The organism is Vibrio gigantis (assembly GCF_024347515.1).
Lineage (GTDB): Bacteria > Pseudomonadota > Gammaproteobacteria > Enterobacterales > Vibrionaceae > Vibrio > Vibrio gigantis.
Genome location: NZ_AP025492.1, coordinates 3,262,373 through 3,283,378, shown reverse-complemented (window position 1 = coordinate 3,283,378; position 21,006 = coordinate 3,262,373). Strand labels below are relative to the sequence as shown.

Sequence of the window (21,006 nt, the reverse complement as noted above, 5' to 3'; positions counted from 1 at the left end):
CTAAGAAAAGCCCGGTCTATTAAAGTACCACTGCTTTTTCTTAGAATTTTCTAAGAAAGCCCTAGAATCGATTGGTTCTGGGGCTTTTTTCTATCTGCTGTTTGGGAAATTATACTCGTTCGATTGTTGTGACCAATTATCGGAGTATTGAACCTATCATCTAACCATTATTGCCTATCTAACAAACACTGCTGCTAACGCTTTTTGTTCCTTAAAGGCAGCACCAAAAACTTCATTATCCAATGCAACGACAATAAGCCACTGAATGCGAAAGCTGCCATCATCAAAGCGATGGCGTTGATGGTTTTTGGGCCTTCCCTGAAAAACAGCCACCATACTCCCCAACTTAATATCGACAACACCGTGAGCTGATTCATACAACGTTGGCAACGACCGAGTTTGTTGAAGATTTTTTCATTTTTATTGCAATGAAGACATGTCATCTTGGGCTTGATTCGCGTTATGCTTATTGCCCTGATAATACCACGTCACAAGATATTGGATCACGGTGACATAGAGAGAGAAGATCGATGATTGAGCGCCAAGAAACCAAGCAACGCATGAGCCGTATTGTTAAACACAACGGTACTATCTACCTATGTGGCCAAGTTTGTGCGGATGCAACAAAAGGCATTACAGAGCAAACACAGACGATGCTGGATAAAGTAGAAGCGTTACTTGAGCAAGCAGGCAGCGACAAAGAGCACATGCTGTCAGCAACCATTTACTTGAAAGACATGAAAGACTTCCAAGAAATGAACGCAGTATGGGATGCATGGGTTCCAGAAGGTCACGCTCCAGCTCGCGCATGTGTGACTGGCGACATGGCTCGTGAGGCACTACTGGTTGAGATCTCTGTGATTGCAGCTGAGAAGTAATTCTCTCGCATTTAGCAATAAGTAACGGTTTAAGAGATTCCAGATACTTCGTCCCTCAGTGCTGGAATGACGGATTAAGTTTTGGCTTAGTTGCTTAACTAAATCAACGTCATTCACGATAGTGATGGAGGAGTGTGGTCGGGAGTTTCTGTTTATGTGTGACAGAGACTCTAGATACTTCGTCCCTTAGTTCTGGAATGACGTATTAAGTTTTGGCTTAGTTGCTTAACTAAATCAACGTCATTCCCGAAAGCGACGAAGGAGCGTAATCGGGAATCTGTTATTTGCTCGTTGCCAAAAAACAAAAAGGAAAGCCAATGGCTTTCCTTTTTAGTATCTAATCTATGCGTTCTGTCTCAATCGACCGAGATTAACAACCTGGACCACAGTCTAGACAGTGTTTCACCATCTCTGGACCTAGGTGCAGTTTCGCATTGAGGTCACGCAGCGCTGTTCGTACACCCTCCTCAATTACGGGGTGGTAGAACGGCATGTCTAGCATCTCAGAAACCGTCATCTTGTTCTGGTGTGCCCATGCTAGTAAGTGAGCCAAGTGTTCTGCGTTTGGTCCCATCATCTCAGCACCAAGGAAGCGGCCTGTACCTTGCTCGCCGTAAACGTGCAGAATACCTTTGTTGCGTAGCATCACTCGTGAACGACCTTGGTTCTCGAAAGACACTTCACCCGTTGCGAAACAGCCACATGTGCCTAAGCGGGTGGTGATCTCTTTGTAGGTTTCGCCAACCATTGCTATTTGCGGGTCAGAGAATACCGCAGAGATTTTAGAGCGGCGTAGGCCTGCACGAATCTCTGGGAAGCGACCTGCGTTATCACCCGCAATGCGTGCTTGGTCTGCTGCTTCATGTAGCAGAGGCAGTTGGTTGCTTGCATCACCCGCAATGAATACTGATGGCAACGATGTTTGTAGTGTGTAGTGGTCTGCAACTGGCACACCACGTTCATCAAGCTCAAGAGAGGTATTCTCTAGACCAAGTTTGTCTGTGTTTGGACGACGGCCTGTCGCTGCCAGTACGTACTCAACGACGTTAGTTTCTAGCTCACCTTGCTTATTAATGAACTGGATTTCGACACGTGGCTCACCCGATTCAGTGGTAATACGCTTCATGCTTTCGATTTTTACGTCGGCATCTAGGTAGAACTCTTCATTGAAGGCTTTGTCTGCGTAAGCCATGATCTCTGGGTCGGTTACTGGGCCAACTTGACCACCCAAACCGAACAGTTTGGTTTCCACACCTAAGCGGTGCAGTGACTGACCAAGCTCCAGGCCAATAACGCCAGGGCCAAATACGGCAACTGATTCTGGTAAATCATCCCAGCTGAACACGTCATCATTAATGATTAGGCGGTCGCCAAGTTCATTCCAAACTGCAGGGTATGCAGGGCGCGAACCTGTCGCGATAACAATACGCTTAGCCGTCACAACCGTATGATCATCAATTTGCAGCGTGTTGTCGTCTAAGAATTTTGCATAGCCAGAGATCTTGTCTTGCTCTGGGATTTCATCTACGCCTTCTAAAACAAAACCAACAAAACGGTCACGCTCAAACTTCACTCGCTCCATTACTTCACGACCGTTAATTACGATATCACCTTGTGGGTGAACGCCAAAAGCCGGAGCTTTCTCGATTTGGTGCACGCTTTCTGCAGCTGCAATAAGCAGTTTAGATGGCATACAACCAACGCGAGCACAGGTTGTACCGTAAGGACCGCCTTCAATCATCACGACACTGTCAGTGTGTGCTTTTGCAGCGCGGTAAGAACCTAGACCTGCCGTACCGCCCCCGATAACTGCTACATCTACATTGACTTGTTTCATAATAATTTTCTCGCAATGGCTAAATTTAGTTTGAACGAACCCCTCCAACTCTGGTGATTTTTTTGAGAGTCAGGATAACGGGTCTGTTTTGTGATTCTGTTTTATTAGGTTTAGCTTGTGGTTCTGCTTTTTGTTACTAACTGCTTCTTGTTACTAACTATAGGTTAGTTAAAGACGGGCGAGTCACAAGCTATATTCTTTTCCAAAGCTCACGTGAGAGTGGTTTGGAATCGCTAACCCACAAGAGGGTGGGTTAGCAGATGTTAGCTCCTAAGTAATTAACCTAGGAAAGCTTCTAGTTCTTCGCTGCCACCGATGTGTTTGCCACCGATGAAAACTTGAGGAACTGTTGTGCGACCAGAGATTGCACGTAGGCTTACTGTTGTTGCGTCTTTGCCTAGTACGACTTCTTCGTAGTTCAGACCTTTGTCGATTAGGTTCTGTTTTGCTTTCATACAGAATGGGCAACCTGGCTTAGTGAATACTGTGATTGACTCTTGCTCTTTGTGCTCAGGAGCAAGGTAGTTAAGCATAGTATCAGCATCTGAAACCTTGAACGGGTCACCTGGTACGTCTTCTTCGATGAACATTTTTTCTACCACGCCGTTTTTAACCAGCATGCTGTAGCGCCATGAACGTTTGCCGAAGCCGATGTCGTTTTTCTCAACTAGCATGCCCATGCCGTCTGTGAAGTCGCCGTTACCGTCTGGGATGAATGTGATGTTTTCCGCTTCTTGGTCTGCTTTCCATGCGTTCATTACGAACGTGTCGTTTACAGAAACACAAAGGATGTCATCAACACCGTTCTCTTTGAACACTGAATGTAGTTCGTTGTAACGAGGAAGGTGGCTTGACGAACAAGTTGGCGTAAACGCGCCTGGTAGGCTGAATACGATAACTGTTTTGTCTTTGAATAGCTCTTCAGTCGTTACGTTAACCCATGCATCACCTTGGCGAGTTGGGAATGTTACTTGAGGGATTGATTGACCTTCTTTAGATGCAAACATATTGATTTCCTTAAATAGTATTTTTAATTTTGTTCTATCAGAGCTTAACGTTTTTCTTTGCTCTGTTTCGTTTCGTTGAGCCCATTATTAGATAAATCCTTTGATAGCTCTAATCGTTTGATGTTATGGTTTTGATAGGTAAATTCTATCAAGAGCATTTTCTTTTAAATGTTGCTATGAAAAACCTTGTTCTTATTAAACCTGAGGTAAGAGACTGATCATGAACATTCGTGACTTTGAATACTTGGTGGCGCTCGCAGAGCACAAACACTTCCGAAAAGCGGCAGAAGCGTGCTTTGTCAGTCAGCCGACACTAAGCGGTCAAATACGCAAACTAGAAGATGAAATCGGACTTCAGTTAACCGAGCGTAGTCCAAGGAAGGTCATATTTACAGAATCAGGGTTACAACTTGTTGAACAAGCTAAGCGTATTCTCAACGAAGTGAAGACTTTTAAGGATATGGCGAGTGGACACGGTGAAGCGATGACCGGACCAATGCACATTGGTTTCATCCCAACCGTGGGTCCTTACATTCTGCCTAAGATTGTCCCTCACCTGAAAGAGAGCTTTCCTGAGTTAGAGCTGTACCTGCATGAAGCCCAAACCCATCAATTAGTGAGCCAATTGGAAGATGGAAAGCTGGACTGCTTGGTACTGGCTGCGGTTGATGAAACCGCGGTGTTCAAAGAGATTGATGTGTATGACGAGCCATTAAGTGTCGCAGTTCCATGTGACCACGAGTGGGCTCAGCAAGACACCATTGATATGCTTCAACTCAATGGACAAACAGTATTAGCACTTGGTGATGGCCACTGTTTAAGAGACCAAGCTCTAGGGTTCTGCTTTGCTGCGGGTGCAAAAGATGATGAGCGTTTTAAAGCGACCAGCTTAGAGACGCTTCGTAACATGGTCGCGGCAGGCGCGGGGATTACCTTGCTACCTCAGTTATCGGTACCAAAGGAAAAGCAGAAAGATGGTGTGTGCTACGTGCCTGCAGTAAACCCAACGCCTTCACGTCGTATTGTGGTTGCATACCGTCCGGGCTCTCCATTGAAAGGACGCTTTGAGCAACTGGCGGAGACTATTCGCACTCAATTGGAAAAGGTCGTTTAGCTTCATCTCCGTATAGCAGATACAAAAAAGGGTTGATATGAATTCATATCAACCCTTTTTATTTGCTCATGTCGTTAGGTTCAAAAAAACTATCTAGAACAGTTCTTCTACCGTTTCACCTGAAGAGGTGGAGTAGATATCATCATTGAAACGCTCAGTGATGTACTCAGTAGGCTCTGTGCCTTTCTCGAAGTACTCAAACATTGATGAGCTATCGAACTTGTTGGTCAGTAAGCCTGTATCACGGTCAATACGAACGCGAACGATGTTTTCTGGAATCTCTTTGCGTTGCGCTGGAACACCAGCCAGTGCAGTCCCCATGAAATCAACCCATGCAGGCTCTGCTGTTTTCGCGCCAGCTTCCGCACCAGTAATCTGGTTCTTACCAAGGTTAGAGTTCGCTTTAGTACGACCTAGGTTACGGTTGTGGTTATCAAAGCCAACCCATACCGTTGCAACCATGCCTGGGCCGTAGCCGCTGTACCAAGTATCTTTCGAGTCGTTGGTAGTACCGGTTTTTCCGCCAATATCACGACGTTTCAGTGGTTGAGCACGCCAACCTGTACCATTCCAACCGGTACCCGCGCTCCAATCACCGCCGCCCCAGATGTTGCTGTACATCATTTCACGAACTAGGAATGCGTTCTGCTCAGAGATAACTTGAGGAGCGTATTGAACTTTCGCATCCACATCTTGCTCGGCAAATTCATCCGCCATTGGATCGGTCGTGATGGTTTGTTTGCAATCTTCTTTACAGACAACTTTTGGTGTTGCTTCAAACTCAGTCTCGCCAAATGGAGTCTCAACGCGGCTGATGTAGAAAGGTTCAACGTAGTAACCACCGTTCGCGAATACTGAGTAACCTTGCGCTACTTTCATTGGCGTTAAGCTACCAGCACCTAGTGCAATAGTTTCAGAACGAGGCACTTCATCGATATCAAAACCAAAGCGAGTTAGGTAGTTACGAGTGTCATCTAAGCCAACTTCACGCAGTACACGTACCGCCATCACGTTTTTCGATTGAGCTAAGCCAATACGCAAGCGAGTAGGGCCGACGTAAGTTGGTGGCGAGTTCTTTGGTCGCCATGCCGTACCTTGACTCTTATCCCACTGGTTGATCGGCGCATCGTTGATCAGTGATGCCAACGTTAAACCTTTCTCAATTGCTGCTGAGTAAATGAAAGGTTTGATACCAGAACCCACTTGACGAATAGATTGCGTCGCACGGTTGAATTTGTTGTGAACGAAGTTAAAGCCACCCACCATCGACAACACAGCGCCGTTGTTCGGATTCATTGCCACAAATGCAGTGTTCGCATTAGGTACTTGGCTTAGTCGCCACACAACAGGTGTTTCAGTTTCCGTCGTTGCTTCTTCTGTAGGCTCATCAGAGACTTCGTCACCAGTGATGGCTTCATGGCGAACCCAAACTTGTTCACCAACAGCTAAAATCTCTTTTGCTTGAGAAGGCGCAGGGCCTTGGCGGTTGTCTGTTAGGAATTTACGCGCCCAGTTCATGCCTTGCCATTCGATAGTGCCTTCGCCTTGGTTTTTAACCCAAACCTGAGCGCTTTTCGAATCAACTGAAGTAACAACAGCAGGGACTAGGTCACCATAGGTTGGCTGAGATTTAAGGTGTTTAACGATCTTTTCATGATCCCAAGCTGATTGCTCGGTTTGCCACAATACTTTTTCTGCACCACGGTAGCCGTGACGTTCGTCGTAGCCAAGTAGGTTCTTAATCGCGGCTTGGTTAGCTGCTTTCTGTAGTTTTGAATCAACGGTCGTGTAGACCTTCATACCAGATGTATAAGCGGCTTCGCCATAGCGTTCCACCATCCAAGCACGTGCAACTTCTGCAACGTACGGCGCACTGAGTTCAATCTCTGCACCGTGGTATTTCGAGATAAGTTCTTCACTGCGAGCTTCATCGAACTCTGCTTGAGTGATGTACTTCTCGTCTAACATACGACGCAATACCACGTTACGACGGTTGGTTGCACGCTCAATAGAGTAAATAGGGTTCATCGTAGAAGGTGCTTTTGGCATACCTGCAAGCGTAGCAATTTCACTCAGGGTTAGATCGGGAAGATCCTTACCGAAATAAACACGCGCTGCAGCGCCAAAGCCATACGATCGGTGACCAAGGAAAATCTTGTTTACGTACAGCTCCATGATCTCTTCTTTACTGAGAAGTTGCTCAATGTGGATCGCAATGAAGATCTCTTTAATCTTACGCATGATCTTTTTCTCATTAGATAAGAAGAAGTTACGCGCAAGCTGCTGAGTAATGGTACTCGCACCTTGTTTAGCTGAACCCGACATAGCAACCACGATCGCTGCACGAGTAATACCGATTGGGTCAATACCTGGGTGTTCGTAGAAACGGCTATCTTCGGTAGCAATCAAAGCCTCAACTAAGTGGCGAGGAATCTCATCATAAGTGACTGGATTGCGACGCTTTTCACCAAATTGAGAGATCAACTTACCGTCTTGACTGAAGACTTGCATCGGTGTTTGGAGTTCTACGTCGCGCAAAGTGGCAACATCAGGCAACTCTGGTTTTACGTAGTAATAAAACCCAAAAATTGTACTGACTCCAAGAATCATGCAAATCAATGTAAATATGAATAATCGCTTTATGAACTTCACCGGATAATCCCTGATTAGTTAAGGCTGATAAGCAGCAAACCCTTGTACTCTAGGCTAAAAACTTAGCTTTCGTTTATTAACGCTTATTTAACTAATAATCACAACCCCTAGATAATCAACGAAATGCTTGGCACTTCAGGAGCTAGGTCACATGGGTTCATCATTAATTACAGGTATAGATATAAATCATCACAGCATCAAAGCCGTGGTACTAAAACCCGTGGGGGAGTTGTATGCCCTAGTGGGATACAAAGAGCTGCCGATTTCGGACGACATTTTTACAGCTAACCATACTTTGGAGTATCAGAAAACTGTTAAGAAACTTAAAGAACTTAGGAAAGAACTGCCTTTTGGCTGTCGCAACGTCGCCATTTCGGTACCTGATAACACGGTGATCAGCAAAGTACTGCAAATAGAGAGTGAGTTAGAAGACAGAGAAAAAGAGTTTTCGATCTATCAAACCTTTGCTCATCAATCTCCCTTTCCTATTGAGGAGCTGAGTTTAGATTTTGTAAAGCTGGAAGACAAACGATTTGGCAAAGGTTCGACAAGCAGTTATCAAATATACGCAACTCGTAAGGAAGTGGTGGATAGCCGAGCGGATGCATTAACTAAGGCTGGCTTTAAGCCTGTTGTGGTGGATACGCAAGCGCATGGGTTGCTTAATATCTGGCAATTGGCCTCGCGCCTGTATCCTGAAAAGAAAAACTGGCTGCTGGTGGATGTTGGAATCGATCAAACGTCGCTAGGTATTATTCCACAAGGTTCGGTACCGTTTTACAAAGACATCGGTTTTGGTACCAAAGATCTTCGTAGTCATGACGACCCTAGTGATATGGAGTGTGCTTTCGGCACCACGGAAGACACACATCAATTCATTGTTAACCTGATTCAGAAGCTCAAACGTCAATTGCAGCTCTATTCTTCGGGACATGCGCAGCAATCTATCTCTGGGATCTGGCTGATGGGTGAAGGCGCCAGCATCCCTATGGTAACCGAAGAGCTAGAACGCCATTTTCAGATGAGCTGCGAGTCATTGAATCCTTTGTCGTTGTTTGAGAATAAGGTTGCCAAGAGACGCCGACTGTCGATGGACTGGCAACACTTTGGTATTGCGGCAGGTATGGCGATGAGTGGACTCAAGTGGCAGGGAGAGAAGCATGTTGCATCAAATTAACTTGCTTCCTTGGCGTGATGAGATTCGCACTCAACACAAGAAGCGTTTTATCCACTTGGTCATTCTTGGTGTCATTATTGCGCTTGGTGGGCAATGGGCGGTTGGTAACTACTTTCACGACCAACAAACCAAGCAGCAAGCGCGCCTCAACTATCTCAATCAGTATATCGCTGAGCTCGACCGACAAATTCAGTCATTAAAAGTCGCGGAACAAGAGCACAAAGCCATTCTGACTCGACTTGATGTGGTTGAGTCTTTACAGCTTGGCCGCAATAAGACCACCGACTTTATGAACTTGATGCCGGAGCTAATTCCTGAGGGCGTGTATGTCGACAAGATAAAGATGAATGGTCAGGAGATTGAAATGTCGGGCATCAGCGATAGTACCGCTCGTCTCGCCACCATGTTGGATAACCTAGAGCGTTCTGAATCACTGAAAGGGGTTGAGATGCACTCTATCGTTCATAACCGCAAGCGCTTTAATAAAGAGTTCCAGACCTTCAAGGTCTCTTTTGTGTTCAGTCCAGTTTCTTTAGAAAGTACTAGTGCGAGCCGTAAAGGGAAGGAGGCGAATCATGGCTAACCTTCAAAACAGGATGAGTTTTCAGGATCTTGATGTTGATGAGATCACCGAGTGGCCGCTGTTGCCTCAACTCCTAGTCATTCTGGTGTTGGTAGTATTAATCCAAGGTATCGGAACCTGGCTTTATGTGCTGCCGCTCGACGATGAACTGCAACAGATGAAGCAGCAAGAGCAGACCTTAAAAACGACCTTGCGAATAAAGGCCAACAAGGTTGCGGCTCTGCCTAAGTTACAGAGCCAGCTGGATGAGCTAACCAGTCGCTACGATTACCTGTTAGAGCAGCTCCCTGTTCAAAAAGAGCTAGCCAGTATGTTGGCGTCAGTGAATGAACTCGGCTTGGATAATTCGCTGACTTTCACTCGAATCGATTGGGGACAAAAGCAGAACAAGGAGTTTCTCTATCGTTTACCGCTCAATATCGAGTTGACAGGTGACTACCACGAGATAGGCGACTTCTCTGCGGCTATCGCCAAGCTGCCGCGTATCATCAGCTTTGATGATGTGAATTGGCAACGAGTCAGCCAAGAAAGCAGCACGCTGCACTTTAGGGTTCGAGCTTATACCTACCAGTTTAAGTCGGAGGTTAATGATGAAATCCAATAGCGCGTTTTATTCAATCGTGTTGCTGCTTGCACTGTCAGGCTGCAAAGCCAATCAAGATTCACTCGAAGACTTTGTGGTGCAGGTTGAAGCCAAGGCGAGAAAAGACGTCGAGCAACTTGTCCCTGCGACTGAATTCTTGGCTGCGACTTATCAGCGCCGAGCCTTTCGTCCTCCCTTTGAGCTTCCCAAAGAAGCCATTGTGCAAAATCAGCCTTTGGTTAAGAAAGATTGTTGGCAACCGAGCGCTCGCTCTCGTAACGGCAAGTTAGAAAAGTACCCACTCAGCAAGTTGCGTTTGAGAGGCGTGATGGGCAGTGGGTCAAATGTGTTTGGGCTAGTGCAAACACCGAAAGGCAACGTGGTAAACGTCAAGAAAGGCCAGTTTATCGGCTTAAACAATGGCCGAGTTACTAAGGTGACGAGCCAGTACGTTCAGATTAATGAAACTCTTCCAGACGGCTTAGGTTGTTGGCATAAGCGCAACGTTAGGCTGGCTCTGAAGTAAACCAGTGTCACATGATGTGGATATGAGATGTAAATATGATTAAAGGAATAAGTGAGTTAATGAACAAAGGGCTGCAAGGCTTAATTGTGTCTGTGATATTGGTTTTTAGCATGCTCAGCCATGCCGAGAGCTTACCTAATAAATTAGAGAGTATTGATTTTAGGGTAAACAAGGATAAAGACGCTGTTATCATCATTGAGCTAGCGACGAGCACCGCTGTGGTGGATGTTCAACGTGCTCAGGAAGGCTTAAGTATCGAGTTAATCAATACTCAAGTTGATGACGACAAGCTCTATCTTCTGGATGTGAAAGACTTCGCTACTTTAGTTGAAGGCATCGAAGTCTATAAAGAGACGCCAAGCACACGACTGTTGGTGACAATCGCGAGTGACTATCAGTATGAATACAACCTAAAAGATCGTTTTATTGAGGTCGTGATCAGCAAACCTGTTATCGATGAAGCGTCTAAAGAAAAAAGCATTCTAGAGAAAGAGGGCAAGTTGATATCGATTAACTTTCAAGATATTCCAGTACGGAACGTCCTGCAGTTGATTGCCGACTATAACGATTTCAATCTCGTCGTGTCTGATTCGGTAGCCGGAAACCTGACGTTACGCTTAGATGGCGTACCTTGGCAGCAAGTTCTCGACATTATCTTGCAAGTTAAAGGCTTGGATAAGCGTGTTGATGGCAATGTCATCCTGGTTGCGCCAAAAGCGGAGCTCGATCTTCGAGAGCAACAAGCGTTAGAGAAGTCTCGTTTGGAAGAGGAGTTGGGGGAGCTTAAGTCAGAAATCATCAAGATTAACTTTGCTAAAGCCACCGACATTGCCGATATGATTGGCGGTGAAGGCGCGGTAAGCATGTTATCTGATCGCGGTTCGATTACCATTGATGAGCGCACTAACTCTTTGTTGATTCGTGAGTTGGAGGAGAACATTGCCGTGATACGAGGCATCATTGAATCCTTAGATATTCCCGTGAAACAGGTGCAGATAGAGGCGCGTATCGTGACCGTCACTGAGGGTAATCTTGATGAGCTTGGCGTGCGCTGGGGTGTTTCCTCGACCAACGGAAGCTTCACCGTTGGCGGTTCAATAGAAGGTAATCATCCATCACAAATCACACCGTATGACGATGATGGTGGCAACAGTGCGATTGATGACTACCTCAACGTTAACTTGGGGGCGACATCGCCGAATGCATCGAGCATTGCATTTCAGGTCGCCAAGCTTGGCTCGGATACTTTGCTCGACCTTGAACTGTCGGCACTGCAACAAGAGTCGAAAGCTGAGATTATTTCTAGCCCACGCTTAATCACCACCAATAAAAAGCCCGCTTATATTGAGCAAGGTACTGAAATTCCTTACTTAGAGTCTTCTTCAAGTGGTGCAACGTCGGTCGCATTTAAGAAAGCGGTATTGAGCCTCAAGGTGACTCCGCAGATCACACCCGACAATCGTTTGGTATTGGATTTGAGCGTGACTCAAGATAGACCAGGGCAAGTGGTCAAAACCGGAACGGGTGAAGCGGTAGCAATTGACACGCAAAGAATAGGCACGCAAGTGCTTGTTAATAATGGTGAAACGGTCGTTCTTGGCGGGATATTTCAGCATAGCGTGAGCAGCACGGTGGATAAAGTTCCTCTGTTGGGAGACCTGCCAGTTTTGGGTGCATTGTTCCGTCGCAGCTATGAAAATGTGGGTAAAAGTGAACTACTTATTTTTGTCACGCCTAAAGTTGTGATTCAGTAATGAACAATTAGATTAAAAATAAAGTTGCATTAGTGGCACCTAACCTTGATAATTTCGGGTCTTATCACGAATTATCTGTGAGGAATCGGTGCCACGGGCCTTTTAATTTCAGTACTTGTACTGACCTACCTTGTGGCGATGTCATTGAATTAACGTTGTAAATTACTGCTAAAAACATGGCTGAGAAACGCAATATTTTTCTTGTTGGCCCAATGGGCGCCGGCAAAAGTACAATTGGTAGACACCTAGCTTCCCAACTTCATATGGAGTTTTTAGACTCTGACACTGTGATCGAAGAGCGCACTGGCGCAGACATCGCATGGGTTTTTGATGTTGAGGGCGAAGATGGTTTCCGTAAGCGCGAAGAATCTGTAATCAACGATCTGACAGAAGAACAAGGTATTGTTCTTGCGACAGGCGGTGGTTCAGTGCTGAGCAAAGAAAACCGTAACCGTCTATCTGCACGAGGCATTGTTGTATACCTAGAGACAACAATTGAAAAGCAACTTGCTCGCACGAACCGCGACAAGAAACGCCCTCTACTTCAAACAGACAACCCGCGTGATGTGCTAGAAGATCTAGCTGTATCTCGCAACGCACTATACGAAGAAGTGGCGGACTACACAGTTCGTACTGACGACCAAAGTGCAAAAGTGGTAGCCAACCAGATCGTAAAAATGCTAGAAGAACGTTAAGTTCATTTTTTCGGAGAGCAAACCCATGGAACGGATTACGGTCAATCTAGCTGAGCGTAGCTACCCAATCTCTATTGGCGCCGGGTTATTTGAAGACCCGGCGTACCTTTCTTTTTTATCAGGCAAACAGAAAGTTGTTGTTATCAGTAATGTGACAGTAGCGCCTCTTTATGCTGATAAAATTATATCGCTATTGGATCAAGTCGGCTGTCAGACTTCTCTTTTAGAGTTGCCAGACGGTGAACAGTACAAAACCCTTGAAACGTTCAATTCAGTGATGAGCTACATGCTTGAAGGAAATTACAGCCGCGATGTGGTGGTGATTGCTTTAGGTGGTGGTGTTATCGGTGACTTGGTCGGTTTTGCTGCTTCTTGTTACCAGCGCGGTATTGATTTCATTCAAATCCCAACGACACTTCTTTCTCAAGTGGACTCTTCTGTAGGTGGTAAAACCGCAGTAAACCATCCCCTTGGTAAGAATATGATCGGCGCTTTTTACCAACCGAAATCTGTGATCATCGATACTAACTGTTTATCAACGCTTCCAGAGCGTGAGTTTGCAGCGGGTATTGCTGAGGTGATCAAATACGGCATCATTTACGATGAAGCCTTCTTTGATTGGTTGGAACAAAATCTAGAGAAACTTTATCAACTTGATGAAGAGGCACTGATTACCGCAATTGCTCGTTGTTGTGCAATTAAGGCAGAAGTGGTGGCTCTAGATGAAAAAGAGTCAGGAATCAGAGCGTTATTGAACCTAGGTCATACATTTGGTCATGCGATCGAAGCAGAACTAGGCTATGGTAATTGGCTACATGGTGAAGCTGTGTCGTCAGGCACTGTAATGGCAGCGAAAACGGCTCAATTACAGGGACTGATCTCTCAGCAGCAACTTGAGCGAATTATTTCTATACTCAAGAATGCGAAACTGCCAATCCATACGCCAGAAAGTATGTCTTTTGAAGACTTTATGAAGCACATGATGCGCGATAAAAAAGTGCTGTCTGGTCAGTTACGTTTGGTATTGCCAACAAGTATTGGTACTGCTGAAGTGGTCGCTGATGTGCCTCAAGACATCATTAAACAAGCGATCGATTTCTGCCGTACTCTTTAAATTTGGTTGTGAGGTTGCCTAGTTAAACTCTAGGCAACTGAAGCGTTTTACTGATCGATCTTATCAGTAGGGATCCCCAATGAGTTTGGCTCATGAATTAAGAGTATTAGAGTTAGAATCTCAAGTTGAGCTGCTAGAGCGCTTACAACTTTTGACTAACTTTGGTTCAAACCTAGTCACGGTTGCTGGTAAAACTGGCTCAGGCCGTTCTTGGTTAGCTCAGCGTTATCTTGAAGCGTGGTCGACAGAAAAAAATCAGTGCTTACTGCTTTGTCACCCAAGCCAAGACGATCAACAACGCCGCGCGCTTATTCTTAGCCAAATAGTTTCTGATCCACTCTTTAATCAACATGATTCTTTATCTGACAGCCTCACTCGGTTACTGGATGGGGATTCGTGTAATGTGGTTATCGTTGTTGATGATGCCCACCGACTCTCTGAGCTATTGGTATCCGAATTATGGATGTTGGTACTGGAAGCTCAATCAAACCCTCAATGGACGATCAATATCGTTCTATTCTCGGATACGGGTCACTTAGACACGCTATTAACACGTCTGAGTTACGGCCAACAACACAAGCCTATCGATCTTGAAATCGATGATCTTTCGCAACCAGAAGCTGAACATTTCTTTGAATCACTGGTGATTCGATATGTTGATGATGAGTCTGAAACTCGCGTGCGACGTGCGTTTAGTAAAGCGCAACCTCTGCCTGGCGAGTTAATGGCTTTAGGAGAATTGAAAGTGGAAAAAAGGATTATTATTCGCTCAATCATTGGCTCACCAATCAATATCGCGATTGTGGTGGCCTTGTTGCTGTTGTTAATTGGTGGTGGTTATTGGTGGATGTTCAGTCAACCAACACCAGACGATAAAGCGCAGTCGCTTATCGCACCGATTGAACAGACGGCTATTCCAACCTTTGAAGTGGAAAGTGGCACAGAACAAACTGGCGTCGATGGAGCTGTGGACTCTGCAGCTGAAACCGATATGAGTTACCAAGGTGCGGATGATGATAGTTCGTCTCTGCCTCCGACTGTCGTTGAAGATACCGCGAGTGTTGGAGAAGTCGAGCAAGATCAGCAACGCGTTGTGATCACCTCTGATGTGGTTGATGCTCTGCTTGATGATAAACCTGAGAGTGCCGATACTAGCGCGATTGATGCGGCAGTTGAGGAAAACACAGGGGAAGCGGTTAGCGCACAACCTGATGCAGCACAAGCCGAGCCACAACCAACAGTCGATGAAGAGTCAGACCTAACTGATTCAACACCACCGACCAAAAAGATTACCTTCTCATTTGCTCGTGAAGAGTTACAAGCTATCTCGCCACGCGCGTATACCTTGCAGTTGAGTGCGATGACCTCATTGGAAGATGTGCAATCCTTCATTGAAGAGTATGACCTTGAGAACAAGGTTCGCATCTACCCAACACTTCGTAACGACACCAAGTGGTTTATCATCACTTATCAAGATTACCCAACGATTCAAGTGGCGAGAGACGCGGTAAGTGCGTTATCAAAACCCCTTCAACAGTTGGAACCTTGGGCAAAATCGATGAATCAAGTGCATCGAGAGATAGAACGTGCGAAATAACCCTGAGCTTAGCCTCAAAATATGTTACATTCCGCAGCCTTATTTTTGTGTTGATAGATAGAGCAGTAAATGAAAAAGCAGCGTGCCTTTCTAAAATGGGCTGGTGGTAAATATGGCCTAGTTGAAGACATCCAACGTCACCTGCCACCTGCTCGTAAATTGGTAGAACCGTTTGTCGGTGCCGGCTCAGTATTCCTGAATACTGATTTTGAACAATACCTGCTTGCAGACATCAATCCCGATCTTATCAACCTGTACAATCTACTTAAAACCGATCCTGAAACCTATATCACGGAAGCGAAGCGTTGGTTCTGTCCTGAGAACAATCGCAAAGAAGCCTTTCTAGATATTCGCGCTCAGTTCAACGATACCGACAACGTCATGTATCGTTCGCTTGCTTTCTTGTATATGAACCGCTTTGGCTTCAATGGCCTGTGTCGTTACAACAAGAAGGGTGGTTTTAACGTTCCTTTTGGTTCTTACAAAAAACCTTACTTCCCAGAAGCCGAGCTGGAGTTTTTTGCTGAGAAAGCGAAAAAGGCCACTTTCGTTTGTGAGGGGTACCATGAAACCTTTAGCCGTGCTCGCAAAGGCTGCGTGGTTTACTGTGATCCTCCGTACGCACCGCTATCAAATACCGCTAACTTTACCTCTTACGCAGGTAATGGCTTCAGCTTAGATGATCAGGCAGCCTTGGCTGATGTCGCTGAAAAAGCCGCAATGGAACGTGGTATTCCTGTTTTGATTTCAAACCACGATACGACACTAACGCGTCGCTTATATCATGGTGCGGAACTGAACGTGGTGAAGGTGAAGCGCACCATCAGTCGTAACGGCGCTGGGCGTAATAAAGTTGATGAGTTACTGGCGCTTTTCCATAAAGAGAAAAATCAGCAACACACATCCGCGGAATAGGTCTGGTCAGAATCGCCTCCAAACTCATTAAATTGAGTGACCAACGGATACTTTCTTAAACTAATCTTTCGAACTGCTAGGATCTGCTTAGGTGCTTAGGTAGAATTGCACACCAAATAGTCTTGGGCTTGAGTCTTGTATTTGTGTATGAGATATCACCAAGGCGGTGACATTCGCAATTTACTCACTCTTAAGAGGTTTGGTATGAAAGATTTTCTAATCGCTCCATCGATTTTGTCTGCAGATTTTGCTCGTCTTGGTGAAGACGTAGAAAAAGTGTTGGCAGCTGGTGCTGATGTTGTGCACTTCGATGTGATGGACAACCACTACGTACCTAACCTGACTTTTGGCGCGCCTATCTGTAAAGCGCTGCGCGACTACGGTATTACTGCTCCTATCGACGTTCACCTAATGGTTAAGCCAGTCGACAGCATTGTGCCTGAGTTTGCGAAAGCGGGCGCATCAATGATTACCTTCCACGTTGAAGCATCAGAACACATCGATCGTACTCTACAGCTAATCAAAGAACACGGCTGTAAAGCGGGTGTCGTTCTTAACCCAGCAACACCTTTGTCTTGCCTAGATTACATCATGGACAAAGTAGACATGATTCTACTGATGTCTGTGAACCCTGGCTTCGGCGGTCAATCTTTCATTCCTCACACGCTAGATAAGCTACGTGCAGTTCGTAAGTTAATTGATGAGTCAGGCCGTGACATTCGCCTTGAGATTGATGGTGGCGTGAAGGTTGATAACATCCGTGAAATCGCAGAAGCGGGCGCGGATATGTTCGTTGCAGGTTCAGCTATCTTCAATCAACCAGATTACAAAGAAGTGATTGATGAGATGCGTGCAGAGCTTGCAAAAGTTAACGCATAAAAGTAGAACTAGGGTCAGTTGACCTAAAATCAAAAATTTAGATAAAGGGGCTCATTGGCCCCTTTTTTACGTCTTATCGCTCAACACATAAGACGAATATAATTAATAGGAAAGTAAGATGTCATTAAGCTCAATAAAACTGATCGCCTTTGATTTGGATGGAACCTTGTTAGACAGTGTGCCTGATTTGGCTGTTGCCGCTGACCAAGCTTGTCAGGATCTAGGCTTCCCTTCAGTGAGTGAAGAACAAGTTCGCGACTATGTTGGCAATGGTGCTGACGTGCTTATCGGGCGTTCACTCAGCCGTAACCTAACCGTAGACCCAAGCCTAGAGCCCGAGCTGCTGAAGAAAGCGCGCATTCTGTTTGATGATTTCTACGAGCAGGGCGGCCACAAGCTGAGCCACCTTTACCCATCAGTAAAAGAGACGCTGGCTGAGCTGCATAAAGCGGGTTTCACTATGGCGCTTGTAACCAACAAGCCATCGAAGTTTGTACCCGACGTTCTGGCGCAACACGGTATCGATAAGTACTTTGTTGATGTTTTAGGTGGCGACTCTTTCCCAGAGAAAAAACCAAATCCTGTAGCGCTGAACTGGTTGCTAGAAAAGCACAATGTTAAAGCGGAAGAGATGCTGATGGTTGGCGATTCAAGCAACGATATTAAAGCGGCTAAGAATGCAGGCTGTCACTCGTTTGGTCTGACTTACGGCTACAACCACGGTGAGCCTATTTCAGCATCAAACCCTGACTATGTTGCGGATAACGTCGCGCAATTACTAGATGTCGTTCTAGTTTCAGCATAAAGCGGACAAAAGTTAGCTAACCTACTAGCAAAATACTTATCAATGAGTACACTGGATAAGCCGTACAGAAGAGCTGTACGGCTTTTCTATTTTAAAGTTAAGAAGCTATGTTTTGACGAAGTTATTAAAAACTGAGTTGTTAAGACGCTAAGCGAATAAGCAAAGGAATTAAAACCATGAGCAAGCCCATCGTATTGAGTGGTGTTCAACCATCTGGTGAACTAAGTATCGGTAACTACTTGGGTGCTCTACGTCAATGGCAACAGATGCAAGATGATTACGATTGCCAATACTGTGTTGTAGACCTTCACGCAATTACGGTTCGCCAAGACCCGAAAGCACTGCATGAAGCGACTCTAGACGCACTAGCAATCTGTCTTGCTGTCGGTGTTGATCCAAAGAAGAGCACGCTATTTGTTCAGTCACACGTACCAGAGCATGCTCAACTTGGTTGGCTTCTTAACTGTTACACACAAATGGGTGAGCTGAGCCGTATGACTCAGTTCAAAGATAAGTCTGCACGTCACTCAAACGACGTAAACGTAGGTTTATACGACTACCCAGTGTTAATGGCTGCAGACATCCTGCTTTACGGCGCACATCAAGTGCCTGTAGGTAGCGACCAGAAACAACACCTAGAGCTCGCGCGTGATATTGCAACTCGCTTTAACAACATCTACGGTCCTGAAACGCCAATCTTCCAAGTGCCAGAACCTTACATTCCAACAGTGAATGCACGTGTAATGAGCCTGCAAGATGCGACTAAGAAGATGTCTAAGTCGGACGATAACCGTAAGAACGTGATTACTCTGCTAGAAGAGCCTAAGTCGATCATCAAGAAGATCAACAAAGCGCAAACCGATGCAGAAACACCGCCACGTATTGCTCACGATTGGGAAAACAAAGCGGGTATCTCTAACCTAATGGGCCTTTACTCAGCAGCGACGGGTAAAACGTTTGAAGAGATCGAAGCGCAGTACCAAGGCGTTGAGATGTACGGTCCGTTCAAGAAAGATGTAGGCGCAGCATTGGTTGAGATGCTTGAGCCGATTCAAGCTGAATACCACCGTATCCGTGCTGACCGTGCCTACATGGACGCAGTAATGAAAGCCGGTGCTGAAAAAGCGTCTGAGCGCGCAGCAGTAACGCTGAAAAAAGCATACGAAGCAGTAGGTTTTGTAACCCGCCCATAGCTTCAACGATCAAGTTAATCACCAAAGCCCTTGCCTAGTGCAGGGGCTTTTTGTTTCTACTGATTTTATTTTATAAAGAAAGGAATGTACTGGTTCAATATATTACAACGGTAATTGATATATATATTTGTAAGCGTACGTAATCAAATACACCTTAATTGTTATGTTGTACCAATTATTTTAAATATAAAACCAGTCCTTATTAATAATTCACTTAACACCAACTTAATTAATTTTCTGAGATCTGTAGCGGCATTTTTAACATTTAGATGAAATACTCTATTGCACATCACTCATTATGTTGGATTTATAACCACCCTCGAAATATCAGCGACATAAATGTGAAACATCCCCCATTTATGGTGTTTATTGCTTTATCTAATTTCATAAAAATAAGAGATTACACAGGTTTAATATAACTAGATGTATTTGGCTACATTCAGAATCACTCAGGTGAATCTGTGATTTTTTACGCGTAAATTTCGAATGAAACCATATTTTAAAAAATAATAGGTAAAATTTCTGCGAGAAAATCAGGCTTGGGACGGTATTCCATAACGGGTGTTGAATTTAAGGATATAAGTGATGTTAAAAAGAAATGCAGTGGCGCTAGCAATTTCTTCTTTATTCATGGCATCGGCAGTAAATGCTGTAACCATCTATGAAGATGAAAGTGGTGACTTCGTAAAACTCTATGGTGAGGTCGGTGTTGGTGGCCATATTGGTGCTAACTATGAATATGGCGAATTTTACGCAGACCAAACTTTCATTGATGACTCATTCGCAACAATGGGTGTGAAAGGCAAAAACGACAAGATGCACTATCGCTTAGAGCTGGACTACGAGCGTGAGAACTGGGAATACGGTTCAGGTGATATGGTTCTGGCGATCGATAAGGTTTTTATTGGTTACGATCTTTACAAGAGCAAGAATCAAGAGCACTACGTAGAGGTAGGTCTAACCGATACTGCATTTGATGACTACGACAAGTGGGGTGACTTCACTTTCGATACTACGGTTGAAACAGGTGAAGCTGGCGACCAAGACATGACAGCAAAGTATGAAGGTAAGTACTTTGGCGCGATCAAAGTTGGCGCTTCGTACACCAACCGTGCTGAATCCTCTTCTGGCTCTGATCTTGGTGAAGTCGTTAGTGGTTACATTGGTTACTTTGGCGATCGCTTCTCTGTCGTTGCTGGTGCGGAAGGTCGCGGTGGTTCTGATGGTAAATCGAAATACGGTGAGCAGCGTCTATTAGGTGCTGGTGCGCGCCTTGCTGTGACAGAAACTTTCCACCTTGGTGTTAATGCTTTCTATGAAGAAGAAGATATCGGTAGTTGTATTGTTGAAACCCCAAATCCTGACACAGGGATAATTGAATGTAATTTGTACTCTGAGTATGAGACGCAAGAGAACAAAGGCTACCTCGCTTCAGCGAAATATCAGCTTACCGACAACTGGGAATTCACTGCATCTTACAACTTTGAAGAATATGAAGAGTGGGCGATTGATAATCGCAATGAACAAGCAGCATCAGGCAATGATAAGTACAGCTGGGGTGATGAGCGCGTATGGGGCACGCTTGGTGTCAACTACCGTCCAACACGCTCTAGCGTGATCGCGCTTGAGTGGAACACCGGTGAAGCAGCTCAAGATGCTTACGCTTACGCACGTGTTTACTTCTAATTAAATCAGAG

19 protein-coding genes are annotated in these 21,006 nt (G+C 45.2%); 15 read left to right on the top strand and 4 right to left on the bottom strand.

The annotated features are described in order from the left end of the window. Nucleotides 1-194: 194 nt before the first annotated feature. A complete protein-coding gene (locus tag OCV56_RS14775; RefSeq protein WP_086715801.1) occupies nt 195-443 on the bottom strand; it encodes a DUF3624 domain-containing protein in 249 nt (82 codons plus the stop codon). Between the two features lie 87 nt (nt 444-530). On the opposite strand from OCV56_RS14775, the gene OCV56_RS14770 reads away from it, so the two are divergent. Next, entirely contained in the window at nt 531-878 is a 348-nt protein-coding gene (locus OCV56_RS14770) for a RidA family protein (RefSeq protein WP_004737155.1), read from the top strand. 370 nt (nt 879-1,248) lie between these two features. Here OCV56_RS14770 and OCV56_RS14765 read toward each other — a convergent pair whose 3' ends face one another. Both OCV56_RS14765 and OCV56_RS14760 read right to left on the bottom strand, forming a co-directional pair. After that, the gene (locus tag OCV56_RS14765; protein ID WP_086715799.1) at nt 1,249-2,715 is read right to left on the bottom strand and encodes a dihydrolipoyl dehydrogenase; all 1,467 of its coding nucleotides are present in this window, start codon (nt 2,713-2,715) and stop codon (nt 1,249-1,251) included. A gap of 278 nt (nt 2,716-2,993) precedes the next feature. Further along, nucleotides 2,994-3,722, bottom strand: a complete 729-nt coding sequence (locus OCV56_RS14760; protein WP_048659171.1) for a glutathione peroxidase — start codon at nt 3,720-3,722, stop codon at nt 2,994-2,996. 220 nt (nt 3,723-3,942) lie between these two features. On the opposite strand from OCV56_RS14760, the gene oxyR reads away from it, so the two are divergent. Further along, nucleotides 3,943-4,836 (top strand): DNA-binding transcriptional regulator OxyR, encoded by an 894-nt coding sequence (gene oxyR / locus OCV56_RS14755; RefSeq protein WP_086715797.1) that lies wholly within the window; start codon nt 3,943-3,945, stop codon nt 4,834-4,836. 93 nt (nt 4,837-4,929) lie between these two features. Here the strand turns inward: oxyR and OCV56_RS14750 are convergent, their stop codons facing one another. After that, nucleotides 4,930-7,488: a penicillin-binding protein 1A gene (locus OCV56_RS14750; protein WP_167373191.1), complete on the bottom strand. Its 2,559-nt coding sequence runs from the start codon at nt 7,486-7,488 to the stop codon at nt 4,930-4,932. A 151-nt stretch (nt 7,489-7,639) separates the two neighbouring features. Here OCV56_RS14750 and pilM point away from each other — a divergent pair, with 151 nt between their 5' ends. The 13 genes from pilM (at nt 7,640) to OCV56_RS14685 (ending at nt 20,995) form a co-directional block, all read left to right on the top strand. Beyond that, nucleotides 7,640-8,665, top strand: coding sequence for a type IV pilus assembly protein PilM (pilM, locus tag OCV56_RS14745; protein WP_086715793.1), 1,026 nt, complete (start codon nt 7,640-7,642; stop codon nt 8,663-8,665). After that, nucleotides 8,649-9,248 carry a PilN domain-containing protein gene (locus OCV56_RS14740; RefSeq protein ID WP_086715791.1) on the top strand — a complete coding sequence of 200 codons (600 nt, stop codon included), beginning with the start codon at nt 8,649-8,651 and terminating at the stop codon, nt 9,246-9,248. The genes pilM and OCV56_RS14740 overlap by 17 nt, the downstream gene beginning before the upstream one ends. Then, a complete protein-coding gene (locus OCV56_RS14735; RefSeq protein ID WP_086715787.1) occupies nt 9,241-9,852 on the top strand; it encodes a type IV pilus inner membrane component PilO in 612 nt (203 codons plus the stop codon). Before OCV56_RS14740 ends, OCV56_RS14735 begins: the two co-directional genes overlap by 8 nt. Further along, on the top strand, nt 9,839-10,357 hold the full coding sequence (locus OCV56_RS14730) for a pilus assembly protein PilP (protein ID WP_086715781.1): 519 nt from the start codon (nt 9,839-9,841) through the stop codon (nt 10,355-10,357). The genes OCV56_RS14735 and OCV56_RS14730 overlap by 14 nt, the downstream gene beginning before the upstream one ends. Before the next feature lie 59 nt (nt 10,358-10,416). Then, complete coding sequence (locus OCV56_RS14725; protein ID WP_190960479.1) at nt 10,417-12,111, top strand: type IV pilus secretin PilQ; 1,695 nt, start codon at nt 10,417-10,419, stop codon at nt 12,109-12,111. Nucleotides 12,112-12,287: 176 nt separating this feature from the next. Beyond that, nucleotides 12,288-12,806, top strand: coding sequence for a shikimate kinase AroK (aroK, locus tag OCV56_RS14720; RefSeq protein WP_009848907.1), 519 nt, complete (start codon nt 12,288-12,290; stop codon nt 12,804-12,806). A gap of 25 nt (nt 12,807-12,831) precedes the next feature. After that, on the top strand, nt 12,832-13,920 hold the full coding sequence (gene aroB, locus OCV56_RS14715; protein WP_086715777.1) for a 3-dehydroquinate synthase: 1,089 nt from the start codon (nt 12,832-12,834) through the stop codon (nt 13,918-13,920). A gap of 79 nt (nt 13,921-13,999) precedes the next feature. Continuing rightward, entirely contained in the window at nt 14,000-15,517 is a 1,518-nt protein-coding gene (locus OCV56_RS14710) for an SPOR domain-containing protein (protein ID WP_086715775.1), read from the top strand. Between the two features lie 69 nt (nt 15,518-15,586). Further along, a complete protein-coding gene (locus tag OCV56_RS14705; protein WP_086715773.1) occupies nt 15,587-16,432 on the top strand; it encodes a Dam family site-specific DNA-(adenine-N6)-methyltransferase in 846 nt (281 codons plus the stop codon). 204 nt (nt 16,433-16,636) lie between these two features. Continuing rightward, nucleotides 16,637-17,311, top strand: coding sequence for a ribulose-phosphate 3-epimerase (rpe, locus tag OCV56_RS14700; RefSeq protein WP_017068835.1), 675 nt, complete (start codon nt 16,637-16,639; stop codon nt 17,309-17,311). A 118-nt stretch (nt 17,312-17,429) separates the two neighbouring features. Further along, on the top strand, nt 17,430-18,116 hold the full coding sequence (locus OCV56_RS14695) for a phosphoglycolate phosphatase (protein ID WP_086715772.1): 687 nt from the start codon (nt 17,430-17,432) through the stop codon (nt 18,114-18,116). A gap of 176 nt (nt 18,117-18,292) precedes the next feature. Continuing rightward, nucleotides 18,293-19,309, top strand: coding sequence for a tryptophan--tRNA ligase (gene trpS, locus OCV56_RS14690; RefSeq protein ID WP_016796005.1), 1,017 nt, complete (start codon nt 18,293-18,295; stop codon nt 19,307-19,309). A gap of 585 nt (nt 19,310-19,894) precedes the next feature. After that, the gene (locus OCV56_RS14685) at nt 19,895-20,995 is read left to right on the top strand and encodes a porin (RefSeq protein WP_086715770.1); all 1,101 of its coding nucleotides are present in this window, start codon (nt 19,895-19,897) and stop codon (nt 20,993-20,995) included. Nucleotides 20,996-21,006: the final 11 nt, after the last annotated feature.

What these genes read in the sequence shown, in the direction of transcription:
- OCV56_RS14775 (WP_086715801.1), bottom strand. Translation starts at nt 443, where the DNA reads ATGACATGTCTTCATTGCAATAAAAATGAAAAAATCTTCAACAAACTC.
- OCV56_RS14770 (WP_004737155.1), top strand. Translation starts at nt 531, where the DNA reads ATGATTGAGCGCCAAGAAACCAAGCAACGCATGAGCCGTATTGTTAAA.
- OCV56_RS14765 (WP_086715799.1), bottom strand. Translation starts at nt 2,715, where the DNA reads ATGAAACAAGTCAATGTAGATGTAGCAGTTATCGGGGGCGGTACGGCA.
- OCV56_RS14760 (WP_048659171.1), bottom strand. Translation starts at nt 3,722, where the DNA reads ATGTTTGCATCTAAAGAAGGTCAATCAATCCCTCAAGTAACATTCCCA.
- oxyR (WP_086715797.1), top strand. Translation starts at nt 3,943, where the DNA reads ATGAACATTCGTGACTTTGAATACTTGGTGGCGCTCGCAGAGCACAAA.
- pilM (WP_086715793.1), top strand. Translation starts at nt 7,640, where the DNA reads ATGGGTTCATCATTAATTACAGGTATAGATATAAATCATCACAGCATC.
- OCV56_RS14740 (WP_086715791.1), top strand. Translation starts at nt 8,649, where the DNA reads ATGTTGCATCAAATTAACTTGCTTCCTTGGCGTGATGAGATTCGCACT.
- OCV56_RS14735 (WP_086715787.1), top strand. Translation starts at nt 9,241, where the DNA reads ATGGCTAACCTTCAAAACAGGATGAGTTTTCAGGATCTTGATGTTGAT.
- OCV56_RS14730 (WP_086715781.1), top strand. Translation starts at nt 9,839, where the DNA reads ATGAAATCCAATAGCGCGTTTTATTCAATCGTGTTGCTGCTTGCACTG.
- OCV56_RS14725 (WP_190960479.1), top strand. Translation starts at nt 10,417, where the DNA reads ATGAACAAAGGGCTGCAAGGCTTAATTGTGTCTGTGATATTGGTTTTT.
- aroK (WP_009848907.1), top strand. Translation starts at nt 12,288, where the DNA reads ATGGCTGAGAAACGCAATATTTTTCTTGTTGGCCCAATGGGCGCCGGC.
- aroB (WP_086715777.1), top strand. Translation starts at nt 12,832, where the DNA reads ATGGAACGGATTACGGTCAATCTAGCTGAGCGTAGCTACCCAATCTCT.
- OCV56_RS14710 (WP_086715775.1), top strand. Translation starts at nt 14,000, where the DNA reads ATGAGTTTGGCTCATGAATTAAGAGTATTAGAGTTAGAATCTCAAGTT.
- OCV56_RS14705 (WP_086715773.1), top strand. Translation starts at nt 15,587, where the DNA reads ATGAAAAAGCAGCGTGCCTTTCTAAAATGGGCTGGTGGTAAATATGGC.
- rpe (WP_017068835.1), top strand. Translation starts at nt 16,637, where the DNA reads ATGAAAGATTTTCTAATCGCTCCATCGATTTTGTCTGCAGATTTTGCT.
- OCV56_RS14695 (WP_086715772.1), top strand. Translation starts at nt 17,430, where the DNA reads ATGTCATTAAGCTCAATAAAACTGATCGCCTTTGATTTGGATGGAACC.
- trpS (WP_016796005.1), top strand. Translation starts at nt 18,293, where the DNA reads ATGAGCAAGCCCATCGTATTGAGTGGTGTTCAACCATCTGGTGAACTA.
- OCV56_RS14685 (WP_086715770.1), top strand. Translation starts at nt 19,895, where the DNA reads ATGTTAAAAAGAAATGCAGTGGCGCTAGCAATTTCTTCTTTATTCATG.